The organism is Teredinibacter haidensis (genome assembly GCF_014211975.1).
Taxonomy (GTDB): domain Bacteria; phylum Pseudomonadota; class Gammaproteobacteria; order Pseudomonadales; family Cellvibrionaceae; genus Teredinibacter; species Teredinibacter haidensis.
The window spans coordinates 1,978,937-2,002,353 of sequence record NZ_CP060084.1; the positions used below are offsets into that span (position 1 = coordinate 1,978,937).

25 protein-coding genes are annotated in these 23,417 nt (G+C 48.3%); 11 read left to right on the forward strand and 14 right to left on the reverse strand.

Translation table 11 applies throughout. From position 1 onward, the window contains the following. Positions 1 to 97: 97 nt before the first annotated feature. Complete coding sequence (locus H5715_RS07820) at positions 98 to 2,470, reverse strand: DNA internalization-related competence protein ComEC/Rec2 (protein WP_175574250.1); 2,373 nt, start codon at positions 2,468 to 2,470, stop codon at positions 98 to 100. A 229-nt stretch (positions 2,471 to 2,699) separates the two neighbouring features. On the opposite strand from H5715_RS07820, the gene H5715_RS07825 reads away from it, so the two are divergent. Further along, positions 2,700 to 3,218, forward strand: coding sequence for a DUF2062 domain-containing protein (locus tag H5715_RS07825; RefSeq protein WP_075185233.1), 519 nt, complete (start codon positions 2,700 to 2,702; stop codon positions 3,216 to 3,218). A gap of 39 nt (positions 3,219 to 3,257) precedes the next feature. On the opposite strand, the gene H5715_RS07830 is transcribed toward H5715_RS07825, so the two are convergent. Genes H5715_RS07830 through H5715_RS07845 form a run of 4 tightly spaced genes read right to left on the reverse strand, consistent with a single transcriptional unit; the run spans position 3,258 to position 6,852 of the window. Next, a complete protein-coding gene (locus tag H5715_RS07830) occupies positions 3,258 to 3,644 on the reverse strand; it encodes a DUF4870 domain-containing protein (protein ID WP_075185232.1) in 387 nt (128 codons plus the stop codon). Positions 3,645 to 3,676: 32 nt separating this feature from the next. Continuing rightward, positions 3,677 to 4,912: a lipoprotein-releasing ABC transporter permease subunit gene (locus tag H5715_RS07835; RefSeq protein WP_343044310.1), complete on the reverse strand. Its 1,236-nt coding sequence runs from the start codon at positions 4,910 to 4,912 to the stop codon at positions 3,677 to 3,679. Continuing rightward, positions 4,909 to 5,589, reverse strand: coding sequence for an ABC transporter ATP-binding protein (locus H5715_RS07840; RefSeq protein WP_075185231.1), 681 nt, complete (start codon positions 5,587 to 5,589; stop codon positions 4,909 to 4,911). The genes H5715_RS07835 and H5715_RS07840 overlap by 4 nt, the downstream gene beginning before the upstream one ends. Before the next feature lie 6 nt (positions 5,590 to 5,595). Next, entirely contained in the window at positions 5,596 to 6,852 is a 1,257-nt protein-coding gene (locus H5715_RS07845) for a lipoprotein-releasing ABC transporter permease subunit (protein ID WP_075185230.1), read from the reverse strand. 93 nt (positions 6,853 to 6,945) lie between these two features. Between H5715_RS07845 and H5715_RS07850 the strand changes: the two genes are divergently transcribed. Together H5715_RS07850 and H5715_RS07855 are read left to right on the forward strand one after the other, a co-directional pair. Next, entirely contained in the window at positions 6,946 to 7,539 is a 594-nt protein-coding gene (locus tag H5715_RS07850; protein ID WP_075185229.1) for a PilZ domain-containing protein, read from the forward strand. Between the two features lie 27 nt (positions 7,540 to 7,566). Next, on the forward strand, positions 7,567 to 7,875 hold the full coding sequence (locus tag H5715_RS07855; protein WP_075185228.1) for a hypothetical protein: 309 nt from the start codon (positions 7,567 to 7,569) through the stop codon (positions 7,873 to 7,875). Positions 7,876 to 7,903: 28 nt separating this feature from the next. On the opposite strand, the gene H5715_RS07860 is transcribed toward H5715_RS07855, so the two are convergent. Next, positions 7,904 to 8,890, reverse strand: coding sequence for an alpha/beta fold hydrolase (locus H5715_RS07860; protein WP_075185227.1), 987 nt, complete (start codon positions 8,888 to 8,890; stop codon positions 7,904 to 7,906). A 95-nt stretch (positions 8,891 to 8,985) separates the two neighbouring features. On the opposite strand from H5715_RS07860, the gene mnmA reads away from it, so the two are divergent. The 5 genes from mnmA (at position 8,986) to H5715_RS07885 (ending at position 14,400) form a co-directional block, all read left to right on the forward strand. Next, positions 8,986 to 10,107, forward strand: coding sequence for a tRNA 2-thiouridine(34) synthase MnmA (gene mnmA, locus H5715_RS07865; protein WP_075185226.1), 1,122 nt, complete (start codon positions 8,986 to 8,988; stop codon positions 10,105 to 10,107). Positions 10,108 to 10,109: 2 nt separating this feature from the next. Beyond that, positions 10,110 to 10,742: a high frequency lysogenization protein HflD gene (hflD, locus tag H5715_RS07870; RefSeq protein ID WP_075185225.1), complete on the forward strand. Its 633-nt coding sequence runs from the start codon at positions 10,110 to 10,112 to the stop codon at positions 10,740 to 10,742. Positions 10,743 to 10,849: 107 nt separating this feature from the next. Then, positions 10,850 to 12,232, forward strand: a complete 1,383-nt coding sequence (gene purB / locus H5715_RS07875; RefSeq protein ID WP_075185224.1) for an adenylosuccinate lyase — start codon at positions 10,850 to 10,852, stop codon at positions 12,230 to 12,232. A gap of 73 nt (positions 12,233 to 12,305) precedes the next feature. Continuing rightward, positions 12,306 to 13,451 (forward strand): cupin domain-containing protein, encoded by a 1,146-nt coding sequence (locus H5715_RS07880; protein ID WP_075185223.1) that lies wholly within the window; start codon positions 12,306 to 12,308, stop codon positions 13,449 to 13,451. Further along, positions 13,444 to 14,400, forward strand: a complete 957-nt coding sequence (locus tag H5715_RS07885; protein ID WP_075185222.1) for a GNAT family N-acetyltransferase — start codon at positions 13,444 to 13,446, stop codon at positions 14,398 to 14,400. The genes H5715_RS07880 and H5715_RS07885 overlap by 8 nt, the downstream gene beginning before the upstream one ends. On the opposite strand, the gene H5715_RS07890 is transcribed toward H5715_RS07885, so the two are convergent. Next, positions 14,401 to 14,718: a Rieske (2Fe-2S) protein gene (locus H5715_RS07890; protein ID WP_075185221.1), complete on the reverse strand. Its 318-nt coding sequence runs from the start codon at positions 14,716 to 14,718 to the stop codon at positions 14,401 to 14,403. A 20-nt stretch (positions 14,719 to 14,738) separates the two neighbouring features. Then, positions 14,739 to 15,356 carry a bifunctional phosphoserine phosphatase/homoserine phosphotransferase ThrH gene (gene thrH, locus H5715_RS07895; RefSeq protein ID WP_075185361.1) on the reverse strand — a complete coding sequence of 206 codons (618 nt, stop codon included), beginning with the start codon at positions 15,354 to 15,356 and terminating at the stop codon, positions 14,739 to 14,741. A 188-nt stretch (positions 15,357 to 15,544) separates the two neighbouring features. Here thrH and H5715_RS07900 point away from each other — a divergent pair, with 188 nt between their 5' ends. Further along, positions 15,545 to 16,270, forward strand: a complete 726-nt coding sequence (locus H5715_RS07900; RefSeq protein ID WP_075185220.1) for a phosphoadenylyl-sulfate reductase — start codon at positions 15,545 to 15,547, stop codon at positions 16,268 to 16,270. A 41-nt stretch (positions 16,271 to 16,311) separates the two neighbouring features. Then, complete coding sequence (locus tag H5715_RS07905) at positions 16,312 to 16,647, forward strand: hypothetical protein (protein ID WP_075185219.1); 336 nt, start codon at positions 16,312 to 16,314, stop codon at positions 16,645 to 16,647. Positions 16,648 to 16,708: 61 nt separating this feature from the next. Here H5715_RS07905 and cysB read toward each other — a convergent pair whose 3' ends face one another. Beyond that, positions 16,709 to 17,683 (reverse strand): HTH-type transcriptional regulator CysB, encoded by a 975-nt coding sequence (cysB, locus tag H5715_RS07910; RefSeq protein ID WP_075185218.1) that lies wholly within the window; start codon positions 17,681 to 17,683, stop codon positions 16,709 to 16,711. A 193-nt stretch (positions 17,684 to 17,876) separates the two neighbouring features. On the opposite strand from cysB, the gene H5715_RS07915 reads away from it, so the two are divergent. Then, positions 17,877 to 18,668: a sulfite exporter TauE/SafE family protein gene (locus H5715_RS07915; protein WP_075185217.1), complete on the forward strand. Its 792-nt coding sequence runs from the start codon at positions 17,877 to 17,879 to the stop codon at positions 18,666 to 18,668. Here H5715_RS07915 and H5715_RS07920 read toward each other — a convergent pair. The 5 genes from H5715_RS07920 to bcp form a co-directional block, all read right to left on the reverse strand. Then, positions 18,665 to 19,579 carry a 5'-nucleotidase gene (locus tag H5715_RS07920; protein WP_075185216.1) on the reverse strand — a complete coding sequence of 305 codons (915 nt, stop codon included), beginning with the start codon at positions 19,577 to 19,579 and terminating at the stop codon, positions 18,665 to 18,667. The genes H5715_RS07915 and H5715_RS07920 overlap by 4 nt on opposite strands. 5 nt (positions 19,580 to 19,584) lie before the next feature. Continuing rightward, on the reverse strand, positions 19,585 to 20,601 hold the full coding sequence (locus tag H5715_RS07925; RefSeq protein WP_075185215.1) for a D-cysteine desulfhydrase family protein: 1,017 nt from the start codon (positions 20,599 to 20,601) through the stop codon (positions 19,585 to 19,587). A gap of 94 nt (positions 20,602 to 20,695) precedes the next feature. Further along, positions 20,696 to 21,028, reverse strand: a complete 333-nt coding sequence (gene yajC, locus H5715_RS07930; protein WP_075185214.1) for a preprotein translocase subunit YajC — start codon at positions 21,026 to 21,028, stop codon at positions 20,696 to 20,698. Positions 21,029 to 21,263: 235 nt separating this feature from the next. Beyond that, on the reverse strand, positions 21,264 to 22,301 hold the full coding sequence (locus H5715_RS07935) for a helix-turn-helix domain-containing protein (protein WP_246434735.1): 1,038 nt from the start codon (positions 22,299 to 22,301) through the stop codon (positions 21,264 to 21,266). 618 nt (positions 22,302 to 22,919) lie between these two features. Continuing rightward, complete coding sequence (gene bcp, locus H5715_RS07940; RefSeq protein WP_075185213.1) at positions 22,920 to 23,396, reverse strand: thioredoxin-dependent thiol peroxidase; 477 nt, start codon at positions 23,394 to 23,396, stop codon at positions 22,920 to 22,922. Positions 23,397 to 23,417 lie beyond the last annotated feature (21 nt).

Here is a 23,417-nt window from a genome sequence, read left to right on the forward strand (position 1 = left end):
AACTTGGTGTGGGGCTATAACCCTCTCTTTTTCGAACGCTATGATACCCGATAAACTCGTACTATAGGGCTGAAAATAGTGAAACGCTTAACATGCCCTAAAACCAGGGCTTGGCCGAAACACTCCGTTGTGGCCGGACAAGCAATTGCCCATCAGAATTCCATGTGAAAACAACCGCACCGTGAATATCCGTACGCAAGATGTGAGCACCCGCACCATCATAACGATCCAGAACCTGTTGGTGGGGGTGGTGGTAGCGATTTTTGTAGCCCAGACTCAAAACGGCATAGACCGGTTTCACCCTCTCGATAAACGCTTCAGATGAAGAGGTGCGACTGCCATGGTGCGGAACCAGTAGTACGTCAACCTTTTCGGGCAGACGATCGTCTGCCAACAATCGAGCCTCCACCGACTTTTCAACATCACCCATCAGAAGTACTTTTGAATCGTTAATATGCAATAACAGGACACAACTTTGATTATTTCCCTTACTATCAAGGGCTTCTGCTAAGGGCCATAACACTTCTACCTCGACCTCACCCAATGACCATCGCTGCCCCTGCAGACAGGGAACGGAGTGTCCTTCCAGTCGCGCAGGCTCCCCGGCAAGTACTTTCTGGATACCAAAACTCGTGGCCAGGGACTGATATCCACCAGCGTGGTCGTTATCACCATGGCTAACAACCACCATATCCAGGTTGCGAATACCTCGAGTTCGCAGGTAGGGCGCAATAACCCTGCCACCCATATCAAAATCCTCACCGTATCGGGCGCCGGTATCATAAACTGCCGTCGCTTTCGGCGTTTCCAACACCACCGCAAGGCCCTCCTGCACATCCAAAACACTTAGTCGTAAGCCTTGCTTAATGTGAGACTTGGGATATACCAGAAGCAGTAACAGGGCAAGACCCGCCAAACGTAAATGCAGCGCTCTTGGGGAGAGTAGAAGCAACAGGGCAACCAGCGCCGCTAACAAACTGAGAGAATTACTCATGGGCGTCAGGTACCAGCTCCACCCCAATGATGAAGCCGCATCCAGGCCGACCCACAGCCAATCAAATAGCTGGCTAGCCCAGGAGATAAACATCTGGGCGGTGCCTAAGTGCAGCGGAGATAGCACCACCGCCAAGAGCAATAAAGGAACAATGAGGAATGAAACATAGGGAACCGCCAATAAATTGGCCAGTGGTGCCGCTAGGCTGACGGGCAAGCCGGTAAAGGATAACGGCAACAGCAAACCCAGCAACATCCACAACTGAGCTTTTACCAACCCAAGTAAGCTACCCTCGGTGTTGCGCCGCCATCCAAAGACGTAAACCAATACCGCAACGGCGGCAAAACTCAACCAAAAACCCGCCGAGAGTGCGGCGAATGGGTCGAGCAGTACCACAGTAAATACGGCGGCCAGCCAGACAAACCAGTAATTCACCCGCCTCCCAAGCGCGTAGGCCAGATTAAACACCAAAACCATCACCAGAGCCCGCTGTGTTGGGATAGCAAAGCCCGCCATACCGGCATAAGCAGCAGCCATCGCTACGGAACAAAAGGAAGGCAACCACCTTACCCCCTGCAAACGCCTCAGACTGATGATATGAGCAAGCAGTTTGCCAATAAAAAAACCAATTCCCGCCAGCAATCCAATATGCAAACCGGAAATGGCCATCAGGTGAACCGTTCCCGTATTTTGCAAGACTCGCCATTGCGCAGTGCTAATGTCTGATTTATCCCCAACAAGTAAGGCCTTGAGTAACGCGGAAGAGGCACTTCCCGTGACATTGTCCGGAAACAATTGGCGGGAAAGCCTGTAGCGCAGTCGGTTAAAACTCCACAAACCACTGTCTCCAAGATAGGTAAGCGCTTCGCGATCACGGATATAACCGCTGGCAACGATCCCCTGCGCCAATAGCCATGCTTGATAATCGAAGCCATTCGGGTTCACCATACCCCTCGGACGCTTCAAGCGGACGGTAAACCGCCACCGCTGACTCGGTGCAAGGGCTTGGTCGGACTTGGGTTGATACCAACTCAAGCGAAGCTTACGGCCAAGAAGCGCTTCCGCCTGCAGGTTGCCTTCAGTAACCGATTCAACCCGAGCATAAAAACTAACGCTTTCGCGCCCGGGTTCGGATTTCCGTATTTGCGGCAAGCTATCGATCAGTACGACCAGTTCTATATCCTGTCCTTCTGCTGCCACAGATAACTGACTATCGATAGCATTGAGTATACGAACGCCATTTAGCAAAAAACTCGACCCGATCACGACCAGAACCAACAACCAGCTTCTCACTTTTGGTAAAATCGCAAACAATAAAATGAACGTGCAAACTAGCGACAGCAACCAAAATACAGACTGGGATAATTGTTCGTAGGTCGATGTACACAATACAGGAAGGCAGGCTGCTACAGAGGCGAAAAACAGAGATAGATAGCGTTGAACAGAACGAACGGCGAAAAATTGCTGAGTTTCCATTCCAAATTTATCCATGTCAAAAAGACTTCACAACAAACAGATTACAATATGGGTCATCTTACTGAAAGCGGCTTCCCTGCCCTGCAGTAGCTAATACAAGTGCTTGTGGGCATAATACACGCCGCGAAAAGCAGTATCGCCGAGCTATACTCATTGAGGTGCTTGGGTAGGTTACTGCGAATTGGCACTGCACCGGCCGTTAAACCTCTTCACATATACGCTGTACACTATGCCTCGAAAGCTGTTTAAACGCTTTAGCCCGGACCCGGCCACTATCCGCAATGCACCCGCGTTAAAGTTTCTTGGCGCCATGATCCACGAGCCCAATCTCTTTCACCTCAACCGCCACTCCGTATCAGTCGCTTTTTTTGTGGGGCTCTTCGTCGCTTTCCTTCCAACATTGGGGCAGATACCGATTGCCGCCGCCGGCGCCCTGCTGTTTCGCTGCAACCTTCCCATCGCAGTCGCGCTGGTGTGGATCAGCAACCCCATTACCTTCCCTGTGATCTATTTCGCCACCTACAAACTGGGGGCGAGGCTGTTACAATTACAACCTCATCAATTTCATATCGAAATGTCGTGGCAGTGGTTCGCTTCAGAATTTCTGATTATATGGGAGCCACTAGTCTTGGGTAGCATTATCGCCAGCGTGTTCTTTGGCTGCCTTGGGTATATCACCATTCAGTGGAGCTGGCGCTGGCACGTTATTCAACGCTGGCAACTACGTAAAAAACGAAAGGAATCCTAGACCTTCTCTACCCACAACACTTATCAAGCCCTTTTTATTTTAAGAAACAAACCGAAACCCCAAAGGATAACGATAATACTCCCCCTTAGACGCCCGAATACTGCCTATAACAATACAAACAATATCAACAACCGTCACTAGCAAGAACATCATTGCCATCGCCACAATAGCAAGAACCGAAAGTTCTAATCCTGCGATTACAACAAAAGCAATACACACAGCGATATAGATAAAACTAAAAATTAAAAGCGAAAGCTGGAAATTAAACGATTCGCTGGCGTGAGCACGAACAAAATCAGACTCATTACGCTTCCACAGATAAACAAACAATGGGCCAAGCACCCCGCCAAAGGGCAAAATAAAACTGGCAAAAGCGGATAAATGACCAAGCATCGCTATCTCATTTCTTTGATTGCCTGATGCCATAAAACCCTCCATTTCCCTAGTGATATTTATATTTACTCGTAGCGCAAAGCGTCCGCTGGCTGAACTCGACTTGCCTTCCAAGCGGGGTACAGTGTCGCCAAAAAACTTAAAAACAGTGCGGTAGACGCAATATGAAGAAGATCTCCCGCCCGTATTTCGGAGGGTAAATAGGTTAGTGGATAAACATCAGATTTTAAAAACTGCACGTGAAACAGCGTCTCTAACAGCTGAACAAAATCTTCCACAAGCAAAGCGAGTATACAACCAATCGCAATTCCCAATGTTGTTCCCAGCAAACCGATAAAACTTCCCTGCACAATAAAAATAGACAAAATAGATTTAGTTGACGCACCGAGCGTACGCAGGATCGCAATTTCTCCCTGCTTATCGACAACAACCATCACCAATGTCGAAACCACGTTAAACGCCGCAATGCCTACAATCAGCGACATTAAAAGCCCCACCAAATTTTTCGACATATGAATCGCGTGATACAAATTTCCTTGAGTGCGGGTCCAGTTCGTACCGGTATAGCCGACGCCCAACTTAATCAGACTCTGGTAAACCACACTGGGCGCACTGAATAAATCCTGCAGCTTGAGACGAACGCCAGTGACTTTCCCTGGCATACCAGCCAGCGTTGCGGCCTGCTTTATTCCGGTTAACGCCAGTGTGTTATCCAGCTCCGTTTTAGAATGGATAATGCCAATTAACTCGAAATATTCAATTTTCGCGGAGGAATGATGACTGTCACTTCCCGGTACAACCACCATCAACTTGTCGCCCAACGTCGCGCCAATTTTTTCGGCTATAGCCGCGCCCAGCAACACCGTCGATTCTGTAGCGGATAAACGCTCCAATGTCTCGCTTTGAATATACTTTTCAATTTGAGAAACGGAGGGTTCCAGGGAGGGTTCAATGCCGTAAAGCAACACAGGCTCTGTTTTACGTTTGTAACTGACCAACCCATCGAGCTGAACAAAGGGCGCGGCTGCAACAACGCGGTCATCCCCTTTTACCGTATCAATCACATATTGCCAGTCGTCCAAACCACTGCGGTACTTTATTGCGGCCTGAGGGACAAGGCCAAGAATACGCTCTCGCAATTCCCTATCGAAGCCGTTCATCACCGATAACACCACCACCAGCAACGCCACCCCAACCACTAGCCCCGTAATGGAAATACCGGATAAAAAAGATACCAGCTGACTTCGTCGCCGTGTACCGGTGTAACGCAATCCAATAAAAAATGGAAACGGCATTTTCATACGGCGTTTAGCTCACCCTCGTCCAGCAAATAAATCACATCCATCGTCTTAGCAAAATGTTCATCGTGGGTCACCACAACAAAACTCGTTGCCAACTCCTGACTTAACTGCTGCATTAGTAATTGAATCGCACGCCCATTTTTGGAATCGAGATTGCCCGTAGGTTCATCCATAAGTACACAGGCGGGCTGATTTGCCAGCGAACGCGCGATAGCGACGCGCTGGCGCTCACCGCCGGAAAGCTCCGAGGGTTTGTGTTCCATTCGCTTTTCCAGCCCTACCAGCCTGAGCAGCTTCTCTGCTTCCGCCAAAGCCTGCTTTTTATCGACACCGGCAATTAACAGCGGCATGGCGATATTTTCCTGCGCACTAAACTCTGGCAATAAATGGTGAAATTGATACACAAAGCCCAACGATTGATTCCGAACTTTTCCCCGCTGATTATCGTTTAAACCCGAGAATGGTTTTCCTAGAATTTCCACATTTCCAGTATCGGGCTTATCTAATCCGCCTAACACGTTCAGCAAGGTGCTTTTACCACTACCGGACGCACCAATTATTGCGACATGCTCACCACTCTTTACGCTCAGTTCAACGTTTTTAAGTACCTCGACGATCTGAGGCCCCTGACTGTAGTTTTTTGCCACATTACGGCAACTTAAAACGAGTTCATTCATAATATTTTAGATATCGTAACGAAGCGCTTCCGCGGGCTCGATTTTAGAGGCGCGGTAAGCAGGGTAAATAGTGGCAAGAATGGCGATAAACGTCGAAAGACCACAGACCATTAAGGTATCACTCAGTTTCCACTCGGACGGTAAATAGGCAACGAAGTAAACACTGGGATCAAACACCTGCATGCCCGTATGGCTTTCGATAAACCCCATAATTTGCGGCAGCCATATGGCAGTGACAATACCGGCGAAAGCACCTACCAATATGCCGATAAAACCAATCGCAATTCCCTGAACCATAAATATTTGAACAATACCCCAGCGCGACATACCTAATGTACGCAGAACCGCGATATCACTGCGCTTTTCTGCAACCATCATGACCAAGCTGGTAATAATATTAAACGCGGCGACGGCGATAATGATGCTGAGCATTAATCCAACCACCGTTTTTTCCATTTTTACAGCCTGAAATAAGCTGCCCTGAGTCTGGCTCCAATCCTTCGCGGTTACCCCCTCACCTATATTCTGCTGCAACTGATTCATAGCCGAGGGCGCGCGATAAATATCATCAAATTTTAAATGAAGACCATCAACAGCCTTTCCTCTGCGAAACAATTTTTGTGCATCACGTATATGAATAAGCGTTAGAAACTGATCGACCTGCGCCCCTACTTCAAAGACACCCACAAGGGTAAAACGCTTGCTGCGAGGAAAAATACCGGCGGGCGTCACTGACACTTCCGGCAAGGTTATCGAAACCTTATCGCCGATAGACAGCCCCATATAACGAGCCATTAAAGCGCCCATAACAATATGGTATTCACCAGGCTGTAAATACTCCAGCTCGCCCAGGATCATGTGTTCGCCGACGGCAGAGATATTTTTTTCGTATGCGGGATCGATACCCTGCAACTGGATAGGTTTTACCGTAGAGCCAAAACTCAGCAGACCTTTGCCTTCGATAAATGGCGCAGCCGCTTGCAAGCCCGGGGCTTGCTGGATACTCGAATACAATGCCGCCCAATCCACCAGCGGTGCTGAAGTGGTTAAAAAACCATGCGGTACGACGCGCAAAATACGTTCTTTCAACTCGCGATCAAAACCATTCATCACGGAAAGCACGACAATCAGCGCAAACACACCCAGCGCCATTCCCACGAGCGCAAACAGGCTCACAAAAGCAATAAAACCGTTTCGGCGTTTGGCGTTGATATAGCGCAAACCAATATAAAGGGGTATCGATTGAGATAAGGAAGTGAACATGGCTGCGATTAAACAGGAGAAGAACTGGCAGGACAAGCATTAGCGCTATGAACTATCATTAACGGAATAAGCCTGACCTATGCAGACTAAAAAATGAACGACAACAAAGTAGCTAGCAAGGAAAAGGAAAGGCGCGATTTTTTTCGCGTTTCTCACGATGTGATTTTCGATTACAAAGTGGTCGATGCCTTTACCGCCGAAAACGACGCCCCCGAAATCGAGTTTGAAGACAGTGTCTCGCTCACACTAATGAACGAGCTACGTCGCCTCGACCAGGACAGTGTTCAAACCCTGCGCATTCTCACAGAAAAGAATCGGCTATTAGGCGATTATTTGCAAACATTGAGTTCGAAAATCGATCTATTAGCTCGGCATATGCTCTTCTCTCAGAATCAGAAAGCCGACCAAAGGCCTCGAACACGCATTAACTTAAGCGAGGAAGGCATAGCTTTTATCGCAGAAAGAGCACTATACAAAGGGAATTTTCTTGCTCTGCGAATGATTTTTTTACCAAATTACGCTCCCGTGGTAGTCTTCGCAAAAGTAATTCGCTGCGAGCCTAAAGAAAACAATTACCAAGTTGCAGCCAAATTTCACCGCCTTGCCGATAAAGACCGCCAGGAGCTTTCCAAGCAAATACTTAAAACTCAGGTTAGTCAGAAAAAGGCCACCTCAACGAAGCAATAACACGAACGTGTATTAGAGGAACTGCAGATGACGTTATTCCAATCCCTTCCCTACGCTGCACTCGCGGCAGTATTAGCATTCTCCGCTTTAGTTACCCATGCGGAAACCGTGCAAATGCCTAAACCCGATACAGAAATTAACGCCAGTAACGACACGAGCAGTATCCCTGTACCCAGGCGTGGCATGAGTAAATCCGACGTTGAATCGACCTTTGGCAGCCCCGAGAGCAGAGATGGCCCCAACGGCACACCGCCAATTTACTACTGGGAATACCCGAAATTCACCGTATATTTCGAGTCAGACTACGTCATTCACACCGTACGAAAGTACAAGTAATAAGCCAACACCTCCCAGCGCTGCCCTCTCAAAGGTGGCGCTCAAACATATCCAGCATGGCTGCAAAACCCTCGTCTCGATACTTATCCTCTTCAAAGAATATTTCATGATACGCATCAGCGACGACTCTCGGAGCGTTACCATCGCACAAATCGCGTTTTTGCTGGCAAAATCTATCCTGTGCGGCATTGTGCACAACACTGTCGGCACCAGCTTGCAGCAGTAGCAAAGGAGCTTTGATTTTCTTTGCCGCCTGCATTTGCACATTGCGTACTATGCAAGCCTGCTCGACCCAACCATAAGTCGGGGCACTTAATGCTGCATTTGGGTGCTGCTGAAAAACCTTCCTCGCCTGATAAAAACGCTCCGCTGAATGGGTGAGCCTGTTAAGTTTAAACGCCTCTTCGTCACTATTTTGGCTTGATCGAGGCGTTGAGCATTCCGCACAAAACCAGCTCACAACGCTAACAATGCCACACCCTCCGGGCACCCCAAGATCGGCCTCCAGCATCGGAGCATTTAGCACGGCCGCAGAGAAGAAATCGGGCCTTTTAGCCATCGCCAATATGCCGATGCTCCCGCCCACGGAATGACTAACCAGAAAACGCTTTTTGATCGGGGATTTTTCCACTTCCAGCTCTAAAAACGTGAGGAAGTCACCAACATAATGGCCGAAATCGACCACATGCCCCTTTAACCGATCCTCCAGCATTCTGCCCGAAAGCCCCTGACCTCTGTGGTCAAACGCATAAACAGAATATCCTTGCAGGTAAAGCTGATAAATAAACTCGCGATACTTCAAATAGGATTCCGTTCGCCCTGTAGACAACACAACCAAGCCTCGAGCGTTACGATTTTCAGCTTTTACGTGGGCGATCTCGATATTATCAACACCGGCAAAGTGGCCCGACTCTACAGTGGTAGCCCAAAAAAGATCCAGCTCAGCAGCGCCGTCGGCCGTCACCACCATCGGGATCAAAGCGGCAATCAATAAGCAATACCGACAAAACAGCATATTTTTTTTCCTATTTGTTATGGGCAGTCGTAATGGCCGCTACGCCTGTACTACAATAGCGATCTCTTTTAGCTTCTTAATTCCTATTGCTTTTCATGCCTGAAATCACCAAGTCCATTTCCGAAACCAAAGTCATTGTCGGTATGTCCGGCGGTGTTGACTCCTCCGTTTCTGCGCTACTGCTGTTACAGCAGGGTTATCAGGTGGAAGGCCTGTTTATGAAAAACTGGAACGAGGACGACGGTACAGAGTACTGTACCGCTATGACAGACTTAATGGATGCAGCCTCCGTTTGCCAGAAGCTCGGCATCCATCTGCATACCGCCAACTTCGCTGCCCAGTACTGGGACAACGTTTTCGAGCATTTTTTAGCTGAATATAAAGCGGGCCGCACCCCCAACCCCGACATCCTCTGTAATCGCGAAATTAAATTCAAGGTTTTCCTCGATTACGCAGAATCTCTGGGTGCCGACTATATCGCCACAGGTCACTACACCCGTACGCGCAACGAAAACGGTCACACCTACCTCTGCAAAGGACTAGATGGCAATAAAGACCAAAGCTATTTTCTGCACGCTGTTGGCGAAAATGAATTTGCCAAAACCCTGTTCCCTATTGGCGAACTGGATAAGCCAGTTGTCCGTGAGCTGGCCGAAAAGCACGATCTGGTCACCCATAACAAGAAGGACAGTACCGGCATCTGCTTTATCGGCGAACGGCGCTTCAAAGACTTTCTAGAAACCTACCTCCCCGCTCAGCCGGGTGACATTATCACGCCCGAAGGAACGGTAATAGGCCAGCACGAAGGCTTAATGTACTACACCATCGGCCAGCGCCAAGGCCTAGGCATTGGCGGTGTTGCCGGGGCACCGGAGGAACCTTGGTACGTTGCCCAAAAACAATTGGAAACGAACCAGTTACTAGTCGTTCAAGGTAAGAACCACCCCCTGCTCTTTGAGCCTGGCCTGAAAGCCAGCCAAATGCATTGGATAAATGGCGAAGCCCTGGCGGCGGGCAGCCGCTGCATGGCCAAAACCCGTTATCGTCAGCCAGACCAGGCCTGTACGCTAATCGACGTTAAGGATGACAGTATTACCGTACACTTTGACACCCCCCAGCGGGCTATCACCCCAGGGCAAAGCATTGTGCTTTACGACGGCGATATCTGCCTAGGCGGCGGCGTTATTGAATTTCCCACAAATGAGCAAGGAGAGTAAGTTTGGAGAAATCGTGGCAAAACATTGCCCTGGCGCTGGCAGGTGTTGTTCAGTGTGCGATTCAGGTGGAAGAGCTCGCAAAGACCGGTTACCTAAAAACAGAACCATTCGAAACCGCCGTTAACAGTCTGCTCAACCAGAATCCCGATTCAACCGAAGATGTATTTGGTCGTGTTTCAGCGCTGTCTCTCGGACTGGAATCACTCGATTTGATGCTGCAGAACCACCGCAACCCCAAACACTCAGATGCCTTGCGCTATATCCTCGGCATGATCCACTTACAGAAACGCCTGGCTAGACGTAAAGAACTGCTTTCCGTTATCGGTAGTCGGCTGGAAAAAACCCAGCATCAAGTGCAGCACTTCGGGCCGACCCACGACAATGTTATTGGCAATATTGCTGATATATACACCGATACCATCAGCAAATTCCCCTATCGTATCCAAGTCACAGGCGAATACACCTACCTGCAGCAAAGTCGAGTTGCCTCCCAGATCCGAACCCTACTACTGGCCGGCATTCGCGCCGCCACGCTGTGGCGTCAGGTCGGCGGCACCCGCTGGCAACTACTGTTATATCGCTCTAAATTAAGTAGAGCGGTAAGCACTTTACGCCAACAATGTGCCCCCGACTAAAAGCCTGAAATTTAACCGCATTTCAGGTAGAATGCGCGCCTTTTCCGTTTACCCGCTCTCCGTACATCATCCTTTTGGGGAGCAACAATCAAGAGACAATTTCGCTTATGGACTTATCTGCCCTTTCCGCTATTTCTCCCATCGATGGCCGCTACGGTGGCAAAACGGCGGATCTACGCCCCCACTTCAGTGAGTACGGTTTAATTCGCTGCCGTGTCGAGGTGGAAATCCGTTGGTTACAACGTTTGGCAGAGCATCCTGAAATCAGTGAAATTGGCAATTTAAGCGATGAATCCCAAGCGCAATTAAACCGTATTCTCAGCGATTTTTCCGAAGCCGATGCGCAAGCAATCAAAGACATTGAGCGCACCACCAACCACGATGTAAAAGCGGTCGAGTACTTCATAAAAGATAAATTCAAGGGCAACGCAGAGCTGGAAGCCGTTTCCGAATTCGTACACTTCGCCTGTACATCTGAAGATATCAACAATCTTTCCCATGCTCTGATGCTGAAAAGCGGTCTGGATGCAGTATTGCTGCCAGAAATGAAAACGCTGACCACCGCAATTGCCGACCTAGCGATTGAATATGCCGCAGTACCGATGCTATCCCGCACCCACGGACAAACCGCTTCACCATCTACCGTAGGTAAAGAATTGGCCAACGTTGCCGCCCGTCTACAGCGGCAGGTATCACAAGTCACCACCGTTAACCTGCTGGGCAAGATCAATGGCGCCGTGGGCAACTACAATGCCCACCTGTCCGCCTACCCGGAAATCGACTGGCAAGCTAATGCCAAAACCTTTGTCGAAAGCCTCGGCCTTACCTGGAACCCTTACACCACGCAGATTGAACCGCACGATTACATCGCAGAGTTATTCGATGCCATCTGCCGATTCAACACCATTTTGCTGGATTTCGACCGCGATGTTTGGGGCTATATTTCTCTGGGCTACTTCAAGCAAAAAACCATTGCAGGCGAAATAGGTTCATCCACCATGCCACACAAGGTGAACCCCATCGATTTCGAAAACTCCGAGGGCAACCTGGGGCTGGCCAATGCAGTATTTAGTCACCTCTCCGCCAAACTGCCTGTTTCACGCTGGCAGCGCGACCTGACAGATTCCACCGTACTGCGTAATATGGGCGTGGGCTTTGGCTACAGTCTGATCGCCTATGGGTCTACACTTAAAGGTATCCGTAAGCTGCAAATCAATGAGCATCTGCTGGCGGCAGACCTCGATAACAGCTGGGAAGTCCTTGCTGAACCAATCCAAACCGTTATGCGCCGCTATGCTATTGAAGGTGCTTACGAAAAGCTAAAAGAACTCACGCGCGGCCAGGCGATTAGCCAGCAGGTCATCCAAGATTTTGTACAAACACTCGATATACCCAAAAAGGCCAAGCTGGAACTCAGTAATTTAACGCCAGGCAGCTATATCGGTAACGCCATAGAACAGGCCAAAGCCGTAAAAGACCTGTTAGGATAACCAAAGAAAGGTTAACCCAACACCCAGTTTTACTGGGTTAACCTTCCTTCAGTCTGGGTAGACAGGAGGTTTTATGGACAGCTCTCATCCCTTTCCGCGCCTTAATTATCTGGGCGATATGCCAATCGATACGTTCCTTGAGGAATACTGGCAGAAAAAACCCTTGTTGGTTCGCCAAGCTATTCCGCATTTTGTATCCCCACTTTCTGCCGATGAACTGGCCGGGCTATCTCTGGAAGAAGACGTGGTTTCCCGCCTAATTGTTCAGGGAAAACAGAAAAACGACTGGTCGCTGCAACACGGCCCGCTCACCGAGGACACCTTTGCCAACTTACCGGATGATCACTGGACGCTGCTGGTTCAACACGCAGACCTGCTCGAGCCGGACGTAAATCGGCTGCTGGAAGCCTTTCGCTTCCTGCCTCGCTGGAGATTGGACGATATTATGATCAGCTACGCCAGCGATGGCGGCGGTGTAGGCCCTCACTTTGACTACTACGACGTTTTCCTGCTGCAAGCCAAAGGTAAGCGCCGCTGGCGTCTGGGCCAGACCTGCAGTACTGAAGACCCACTTATCCCCGGAATCGACCTAAAGATCTTGCAGCGTTTCGAAACAAGCTCAGACTGGCTCGTCGAGCCCGGCGACCTACTCTACATCCCGCCCAACCTGGCCCACTGGGGCGAAGCTGTTGGCGACGACTGTATTACTTACTCTATTGGCTTCCGCGCCCCCAGCTACGGCGACGTACTGATAGATTTTGCTCAGGAAATGGCCTCAATGTGCAGCGAAGATAAGCGCTACAGTGACAGCGAGCACAAACAACAGGCTCTTAGCGGCGAGATTACTGCCCATTCACTAGAGGCCGTCAGCGCAATTATCCACCGCTTCAGTCAAAACAAGAACTACTTGGCCAGCTGGCTTGGCGAGTATATGACACGCCCCAACCCCGGTGGGGAAGAAGCCAGCCAGGGCGAATTCCCGGTGGAACAACTGTCTACCACATTGTGTAAGCTCACCCCTTTCGCTCGCTGCGCTTTTTATAACACCAGCGACCACTGCATTGTATTTATTAACGGACACCGGTGGCACTGTTCTAAACCCCTGGCGATTATGCTCAGCAACGGAGAAAGCATCCTGTATTCACAACTGGACACCAAAGATCAGTACATACTGAAACATCTAGCGGAAGACGGTTTATTGGAGTATGCAGATGAGTGAGGCGCCATGCGAACTGGAAATTGTTAGCTGGACGGAAAACAGCTTGCTGCTATCCGACATCCGTAGAAAAGTTTTTATAGAAGAACAGAACGTTAGCGAAGCTGAAGAGTGGGACGAGCAGGACGCCCACGAAGAAACTCAGCACTTTATGATATCCAAAAACGATCAAGCCGTTGGCTGTGCCCGACTGCTTGCAAACGGCCAAATCGGACGAATGGCTATTCGCAAGGGTTTTAGGGAGCAGGGGTTTGGGCTGGAGTTGCTCCGGGGCATTATTCGCCACTCCCTACAGCAGCAATTTGCCAGCCACACGGAAAAAGATCTATTCCTCCATGCGCAGGTCGCAGCGATTCCATTTTATAAAAAAATGGGTTTTCATGAGATCGGCAATCACTTTATGGATGCCGGCATCCCCCATAAAACCATGGTACTGGAGCTTGATAGTTCTACGTTGACCACCCTTTACCGTGATCGGGTCTGGCGACTGCAACAAGCCCATGAATTTTCCCAGCATCTGGTGCAAACCATCCGCTTTGGCAATCTCAATCTCAATATTTTTTGTCACCACCTGACCCCAAGCCTGTGGGCTCACCCAGAAGCCGTCAAAGCCATTTCAGCACTAGCACGCCGTAGCGCCCATTCCCGCATTCGCATCCTGCTCCAGGACGCCAAAGCCATTACAGGCAAACACCACCCGGTGGTCGTCCTGTGCCAGCGCATCAGCTCCCGTATGGAAATCAAAGTCTTGGATAAAGATGTCGGTAATTTCGACAATGCCTACGCGATTATCGATGAAAAACAGCTGGTATACCTCAACAGCGAAGATACCTGTACGGGTTTTGCCAACTACCAAGCGGCTGCAGAAAGCCAGCATCTGCGGGAAGAGTTTGATCGCATATGGCTGTACAGCAGCCACAGCGACCAGGATCTAGCACAACTGTATTTGTAACTATGCTAATTCAAGCCCAAGCTGCCCGTCCTGATAGACGATCGGGTACTGCCGTAAACAGTCTAATTGCTTCGCTAACGGACCTTCAGCTTCCCCACTTTCAAGATTAAATTCGATGCCGTGAGCCCGGCAGCGGATTTTGTGATCGCTTAACAATTGGGCGTGAGTCAAGGGAACGTCCATATGGGGACATCGATTCTCGACGATATAGGGCTTAGCCTCCACCTGAACCAGCAATAGTTCATGCTGGTTCACGGTAAACGCCTTTTGGTAGCCATCGAACATCTGGCTTAACTTCTCCAGAGGAAAAAAAGCCATTCTGCCTTCTCTCAAATAAATTACAGTTCCAGTTTGCGAATACTGGCGTTGATAAAGGCCTGCTTCAGTTCTTCATAGGTTTCCACTGCGGGAAACTGAGGGAATTCATCAATCACATTCTGTGGTGCACTGAACAGGATACCCGCATCGGCCTCAGCCAGCATGGTAGTATCGTTGTAGGAATCACCCGCCGCGATAGTGCGATAGTAAATGGATTTGAAAGCGCAAATGGACTGGCGCTTGGGGTTGGCCTGGCGCAGATTGTAATCGACGACCTTGCCGTTATCGTCTACTGTCAATTTATGGCAAAGTAGTGTTGGGTATCCCAACTGGGCCATTAACGGGCCAGCGAATTCGTAAAAGGTATCAGACAGAATCACGACCTGAAAGCGCTCACGCAGCCAGTTAAGAAACTCAGCAGCGCCCGGCAAAGGGCTTAGTGTGGCGATAACATCCTGAATTTCCTTTAGCCCCAGCCCCGCCTTCTCCAGCTCTTTTAGGCGCATGGTCATCAGTTCATCGTAATCTGGAATATCTCGGGTAGTCGCCTTAAGAGCTTCAATACCGGTTTTTTCGGCAAACGCAATCCAGATTTCCGGGATGAGTACACCTTCAAGGTCAAGACAGGCTAGTTCCACAATCAGCTCCTTACGGCTAGACACAAAATTAAACGTAAATTGTGCCGCAAATCTACAGAAGTCGCTGGGAATTACAAGGCGTATAAGCATATTGTTTATGATTATTTTTAAACATATACAGGCTCTGGTATTCTTGCGCGCTTTGTAAACTATTCTCGAACGTTTAAGCCCAGCAGGCAGACTATTACATGAACGATACGGTAAACCTTGTCGATATCGACAACACGCTTCAACAATCAACGCCCCAGGAAATTCTAGCCTACGCCTTGGAGCAGCACGACAACCTTGCCATCTCCTTTAGCGGTGCAGAAGATATCGTACTTGTCGATATGGCTGCACGAATCAAGCCCGGAGTTAAGGTTTTTTGCCTCGATACCGGTCGCCTCCACGCGCAGACCTATCAATTTATCGAGCAGGTGCGTAAGCATTACGATATCGAACTGGATGTACTCTTCCCATCAACAGAAGCAGTACAAAAACTGGTTGCCAGTAAAGGCCTATTCAGTTTTTACGATGACAACCATAAGGAATGTTGCGGGGTACGCAAAGTAGGCCCGCTACGCAGCAAACTTTTACAGGTGGATGCCTGGGTAACCGGCCAGCGTAAAGACCAAAGCCCCGGTACACGGGCAAGCATTCCCGTTATTCAAAACGATAAAGTATTTGCCCGCGCTGGTGAAACTCTGATCAAGTTTAATCCGCTGGTTAATTGGACATCCCAGCAAGTATGGGAATATATTCGTACAGAGGGCGTCCCCTACAACCCACTGCACGACAATGGATATGTTTCGATAGGCTGCGAACCCTGCACACGCCCAATTGGCCCCGGCCAGCACGAGCGAGAAGGTCGCTGGTGGTGGGAGGATGCCACGAAAAAAGAATGTGGCCTACACTCAACAAATATTCAAAAATAAGCTCCAAGGGATATCGACACTTTAGATAAGCGGGAACAATTATGAAAATCACACTGGTAAAAAAAATCCTGGCTGATGGCTCACCCTGCAAAAAATGCGGTGATGTTCTGCAAAAGCTGGAATCCAGCGGGCAAATGGCGTTTATTGACGCAACAGCAGTCGCAGATGAGCGAGACCCCTCAAGCGAGGGTATTGCCCTGGCAAAGAAATATGACGTGAATCGTGCGCCCTTCTTTATCGTTGAAAATGAAGGTAAAGCGGCTGTTATTTACACGGTGTATATGAAGTTTGTGAAGGAAGTCCTTAACCAGAAAACAGAAGAGAGTGAAGAACTCAAAGAAATTATGGAAAACAACGACGACCTAGATTTCCTGTAGCTTTCGACCCGCAAAACTAAAGCAGGCCGCCAAACTCCGGCCTGCTTTAGCTTGTCACCGCTCAATACTCTGGCAACGCCACATGGGAAAAGAGTTCATCCAGCTCGACCTTAGAGTGTCGATTAAACGCTTCACTAACCAAATCCTTGGTTAAATGCGGCGCAAACTCCTCAATAAACTCATACATAAAACCACGTAGGAAAGTACCACGACGGAAACCAATTTTTGTGGTGCTGGCACGGAACAAATGGCTAGCATCCAAAGCGACTAGATCACTATCTTCCTCTTCCTGGTAGGCCATTTTAGCCACGATCCCAATACCCAAGCCCAGCCGCACATAGGTTTTGATAACATCGGCATCTGCCGCGGTGAATACCACGCGCGGTGCTAGCCCTCGCTCCATAAAAGCCTCATCCAGCTTGGAACGACCGGTAAAACCGAAGACATAGGTCACAATGGGATACTTGGCCACATCCTCCAGAGTAAGCGTGGAAACCTGACACAAGGGATGGTTTTTGGGAACGAGAATACAACGATTCCAGCGATAGCAGGGCAACATAATCAGATCACTAAATAACTCCAGCGCTTCCGTTGCAATAGCAAAGTCGACCGAGCCATCTGCAGCCATTTCCGAGATCTGCATGGGCGTACCCTGATGCATATGCAAAGAAACATCCGGATATTTATCGATAAACTTGGAAATTACGTCAGGTAAGGCATAACGCGCCTGTGTGTGGGTGGTTGCGATAGACAAGCTTCCCTTGCGCTCATTACTGAACTCCTGGGCAACCTGCTTAATGCTTTCTACTTTGCGCAGAATTTCACCCGAGGTTCTCAAAATAGCCTCGCCAGCTGGCGTAATACGGGTAAGGTGCTTACCACTACGAGAGAAAATCTCGACACCTAGCTCATCTTCCAGCAAGCGAATTTGCTTACTGATCCCTGGTTGTGATGTGTATAAACTCTGGGCGGTAGCCGAAACATTTAGCTCGTGATGAGCGACTTCCCAGATATACCGCAGCTGTTGCAGTTTCATATGCCCTCCAATTGGCGGCGGAACGTGATTTTTATATGCGTAAAACCGGGCACCTTATACCTAAAAGCACCCAAAACGACATTTCATTATAAAAATAGAAGAAAATATTCTTTTGAAGAATAGTTATAAATACGTATATTTGCCACCCGTATTTGTAATTTAGCAGTCAGCCTCACATTTTTCAGTACTAAATATGGATTTAGTTTTTTATATTTTCGCCGGCGCGGCGGTCGGACTGGCTGTTGGCCTCACGGGAGTTGGAGGAGGGTCACTTATGACCCCTCTACTCATCCTTTGGGGCATCCCAGAAAAGATCGCTATCGGTACCGACCTCCTCTATGCGGCCGCAACCAAAACCGGGGCTATGCACGCCCATCAGAAACAGGGCACAGTGCGCTGGAAATTGGTTTTTACCCTGGCCGCGGGCAGCATCCCCGCATCCCTACTGACAACAGTGGCGTTGCGTTTTGCCATACCCAAGGATCTCGATTACGCGCCATTGCTAACCCACACCCTGGGTTTTATGTTGATCCTTACTTCATTAGTTGTGTTCTTTAAGAAACAAATTCAGAAGGGCTTCGCATCAAAAAATGCTGAACAGGGATGGTTCTACCGAAATGCGACCGCAGTAACCTTCTCCGCAGGCATCGTTCTGGGCGTATTTGTTACACTGTCGTCGGTAGGTGCTGGAGCGTTCTGCGCAGCGTTATTGTTATTGCTCTACCCCCGTCTACCCGCATTACAGGTCGTGGGCACGGATATTTCTCATGCCGTACCGCTCACTCTAATTGCTGGCCTAGGCCACCTATGGAACAATAATGTCGACTTTCAACTCTTATTCGGTTTGCTACTAGGCTCTCTGCCAGCGGTCCATCTGGGAGCAAAACTCGCTGTACGAGTTCCAAATTCAATACTCCAGCCTATTCTCGCCTGTATTTTGATGATGATCGGAATCAAGTTCGCATTTTTGGCACCGGCACACTAAGCTCTGTCGATAAGCTCATTAGCAATGCCGTTGGGAACGTGTCCAGTGGCAACATGGTCACGGGCGGACTGACAATGGGTTTGTTGATCATCAAAAAATACATCTGCGCCATAGGCCTGCAGAAATTTACCCTTGCTTAAACCGCCCAAAAATAGAGATTCATCAATTCGCACATTCCATGCGCGCAATGTGCGAATAACCCTTTCATGTGCTGGTGCGGAGCGCGCAGTTACCAGCGCCGTCCGAATAGGGCACTCTCGCCCTTGAAATTCATTCTGCAAACCCTGTAAGGCAGCGAGAAAAGACTTAAACGGGCCACCACTTAAGGGGGTTTTTGCCGATTCACGCTCACTTTTTGCAAAGGCATCTAAGCCCTGCCTCTGGTAAACCTGCTCAGCCTCATCAGAAAATAGTACGGCATCACCATCGAAGGCAAACCTTAACTGATTACTCTCGCCTTTACTTTTTGACGATGTTAATAACGTCGCGGCGGCAACGCCCTGCTCTATCGCATGCCGTACGTCCCTCGCATCCGTGGATAAAAATAGATGCCCGTTAAAAGGTGAAATATAACGATAAGGGCTCTCACCACCGGTAAAGGCTGCGCGCGTAATATCCAGCCCGTAGTGATTGATAGAGTTAAATATACGCAACCCAGTATCGGCACTGTTGCGAGAAAGTAAAATTATTTCTACCCTAGGCTCCCCGCCCAGCTGCTCATTAATCTTTAACAACTTTTCGACCATAGGAAAGGCATCGCCAGGAGGAAGTACAACGTCCTCGTGCGCTATCTGGTATTTGGAGTATGCTTCTAGACCATCGTTTTCAAATACCTGGTGGCTTTCGTCAAGATCAAACAGCGCTCTCGACGAAATTGCGATAACCAACTTACCCCCCAGCTGAGATGTCATAGTCTTTACCTCCCCAGTACAACATTGCGGTATGGAAACAGGCCAAATACGCCTCCAGTGTGAACAAACACAATATCCTCCATTCCCGAAAAAATACCGGATTTAATTTCACTGACCAATCCATAAAACGCTTTTCCGGTATACACGGGGTCCAAAATGATGCCCTCTTCTTGCGCAACCATCTGTATACATTGAAACAGTTCATCATAACCCTGCGCATAGCCGGGACCGATATAGGCATCCAAGGTGTGAATGCGTAATTCAGCTAAAAGCTCATCAAGATTTGTTTTGTTAAAAAAAGCACCCCATCGTTTTTGCCAGGCACTGATATCGCTCCTCACCTTGTTATGGAAATAGAGTTCCGAGTCACACACAGCGACACCATGCACAGGTATTAATGACCCCTGCAGGTGCAGACCCAAGGTCAGGCCCGCCTGGGTCCCCCCTGAACCAGTTGCCACAACAATCGCATCCGGCTGAATATCATTTTGCTTGAAATCGTTTAACAGCTCTTCGGACGCCTGCAGGTACCCCCAAAGGCCAACCTCATCACTGGCTCCGGTCGGAATAACGTAAGCTGACCGCCCAACAGATTGGTAATACTCTTTCCAATGCTGAAAAATGCCTCCCAGATTTGCGACATATTCATCATCCGGATAGATGGAAACCTCGGCACCAGCCATATGATCCATTAGCAAATTGCCATCGATACAGGAAGCGGGATCCCCTCGTAATAGCAGATGCACCTTCAAGCCCAACTGAGCGCCAACCAGCGCTGCTGTTCGGCAATGGTTAGACTGAACACCACCACAGGTAATTAAGGTATCACAGCCTTGAGCTAATGCTTCTGCAACAACAAACTCTAGCTTGCGGAGCTTATTTCCCGTCTGAGCCGAGCCGGTAAAATCATCCTGTTTAAGCCAAATGCGAGGGCCGCCAAGCGGTCGGGACAAGCGATCCAGAGGGCGAATAGGCGTGGGAAGATGCGCTAATGAAAGTCGGGACGGTTTATAGGCTAACATAAGCGGTAAAGGTACCTTGAAAGCCTAGATAGGTAAAGAGAGAGGGGGAGCTAAGGCCTCGGCCGCAAACCGCAGCCAAGGCTTGCAGACCTAACTAGATAGACTTGATAGTGCCCTTGGGCAGTACCGCGTGTACGGATGACTTTTGAAATTTCAAATCTACATTATTAGTAGCATTCAAGGTAATGTAATTTTCATCTACTTCTGTAATTTTACCTAGCATGCCACTGGTCAATACCACTTCATCACCCTTACCCAGGGTCTCGACCAAAGACTTATGCTCTTTCTGCCGCTTGCGCTGTGGCCGAATTATCACAAAATACATAAAGACAAATAGACCACCAAGCAGTACAAAATTCATAAAACCAGCATTGGGAGGAGCAGCACCTTCTGTTTGCGCTACTGCTTCAGCGATAAAAAAGCTCATACGTAGATTAACCTCTGTCGTTCTTACAAAAAGCTAATGAGGGACTCACTAACAGTTGGAATGGAAGGCGGCTAACTCTACAAGATGCGGTGAAAGAGTCAAGCAATTCATACGCGGTTTAACCCAATTAGCACGCAGACCGGTAATTCAAGCGCTAACAGCCTAGAGAAAAGCGGTTAGAAAGGGAAGGAGCTTCCAATGGCCAGCGCTAGCCAACCATTGGGAAGATAAACACTTATACGTAATCGCGGAACAACTTTCTGAAGGTACTGGGAGATAGCCCCGTCCAACGCTTAAATGCATTGGTAAAACTTGTACGATCTGAAAAATCAAGCGATGCCGAAATACTATCGATACTCAAGTGCTGCTTAATTAGATAATCAATTGAATAATGAAAACGTACCTGATCGCGCAGATCTGCAAAGCTAACATCTTGCTGCTGCAAACGTCGTTGCAAAGTTCGCTTGGAGAGATTCAACTCCTCAGCAATGTGTCCAATGCTGAGAGGTGCTCTGCTAATGCGTCGTTCCAATACTTCAACGACTCGGGCCGGGACACCAAAAACTTCTGGAAGTCGAGCCTGCTCCAAATATTCGTCCAGAGTCTTTACGGACCCTAACGCAAACATTGCTTGATCAGTGAGTTTTCGTTGAGCTTGTGCTAATTGTTGGTCGGTCATAAAGGCCACTCCTTCTGCCAGTAGCTCTAAAAAAGCTACGTCCTCAGAACTGTATCCACCGCTGGAACTACCATCTCCAGTATCTGCTCCCAAGCTCTGTGCTTTCATAAAACACAGTACCGCTCGCTCAGCATGAGTAGAATTCACTACAGTGCCTAGGTACGCACCTACTTGGGTATTATTATACGCCATAGATAATGAATGCACACGTTGATCAGGTAAATTAGAGTGCACGCAGGTCTCATTTTTTGCTATTACCTGCTCGCACAAAGTACCGCTTAGTGATAAGTGCTGACCTACAAAAAATTTTTCGTCATTGCCGACGCAAGCAACCACTTCATACACTTGCGAAGATAACGGACGAGTGACTAAAGCAAAATCTGCTGTAAAACGTTTAATGCCTGCCTCAAGAAAAAGGCATATCGCTTTATTGTAGGATTCTGCAATATGGCTATTAGCTAACACTCGATATAAAAACGTTACGCTTTCATGCGCAATTTCCATATCGTATTGATTAATGTCCGGAGAAGTTGCGGACAAGCCATGATGAAAACTACTGCTGGATAAAAGCTTCAACTCTCTCACCTTATTCATTTTTGCTTACTTATTATAATTGTTTGCTATTAAGATCGACAATAAATCAGACAACCAGTTAGACATTTATCACTAGTAGTGAAAACTTAAATACAAATTAAACCCTGGCCCGGTAATGGTGAACATCGAGAACAAACCATTATCCGGGGATATAAATCAAAGATGTAAATTATTTCTTAACAGGCGAAGACACCAGAGCCAAATGCGCCACGCGGTTGCTTTGGGCGTCATTAATTGAAATATCAACAGTAAGTACACATAAAGCACACTTTTCGGGCTAACTCGTCACTCCGACCGCAAATGGTTAATATGTTAACTATATACCCGAAAAAACAGCAAAATCCGACCCCCTAACCGAAAGCTAGCTTTTATTGTTCGATGATGATTAAGGCTGTTGCTTGTTAACAAGGACGACTAAAGACTATCGCTTGCGCATCCGCTAACGTATGCATGAAAATTTATTTCGGCGACTAGTTATTATTATGTATCTCATAATTTCAGAATGCTATATAGCAAGAACCCCAATCCCTTCCATAATCTATTTGGCATTCATAAGAAACCGGATACTTCGCCGACTACTTAAATCTTCCACATTATTTATGTTTGACCCAAAGCGTTCTATGTAAGATGGTCAGATATATACACTACGACATCTTCATGATGGGTCTTGGTCTTTACCTTGTCCATAACGTACGCTAATCGGCCTTCCTTATCAATAATAAAAGTGGTTCGCAGAATCCCCATAAACTCACGTCCCATAAATTTTTTCAATCCCCATACACCGTATTTTTCGGCAATCGTATGATCCTCGTCCGAAAGCAAGCCAAACGTAAGACTTTGTTTTTCCTCAAAACGCTTCAGTCTTTCAACAGGATCCGGGCTTATAGCAAAAACCACGGTATCCAGCTTTTCAAATTCCGTTTTGGCGTCACGAACCCCACATGCCTGGGTTGTGCAGCCCGGGGTCATGGCTTTCGGATAAAAGTATACAACGACATTTTTTTTACCCGCAAAAGAAGATAGCTTAACAAGCTCGCCATTCTGATTTTTGAGGGAAAAGGCCGGAGCTTTGCTTCCAACTTTAGGTAGTGCCATAGTATTCCTCTCTTTATTCGG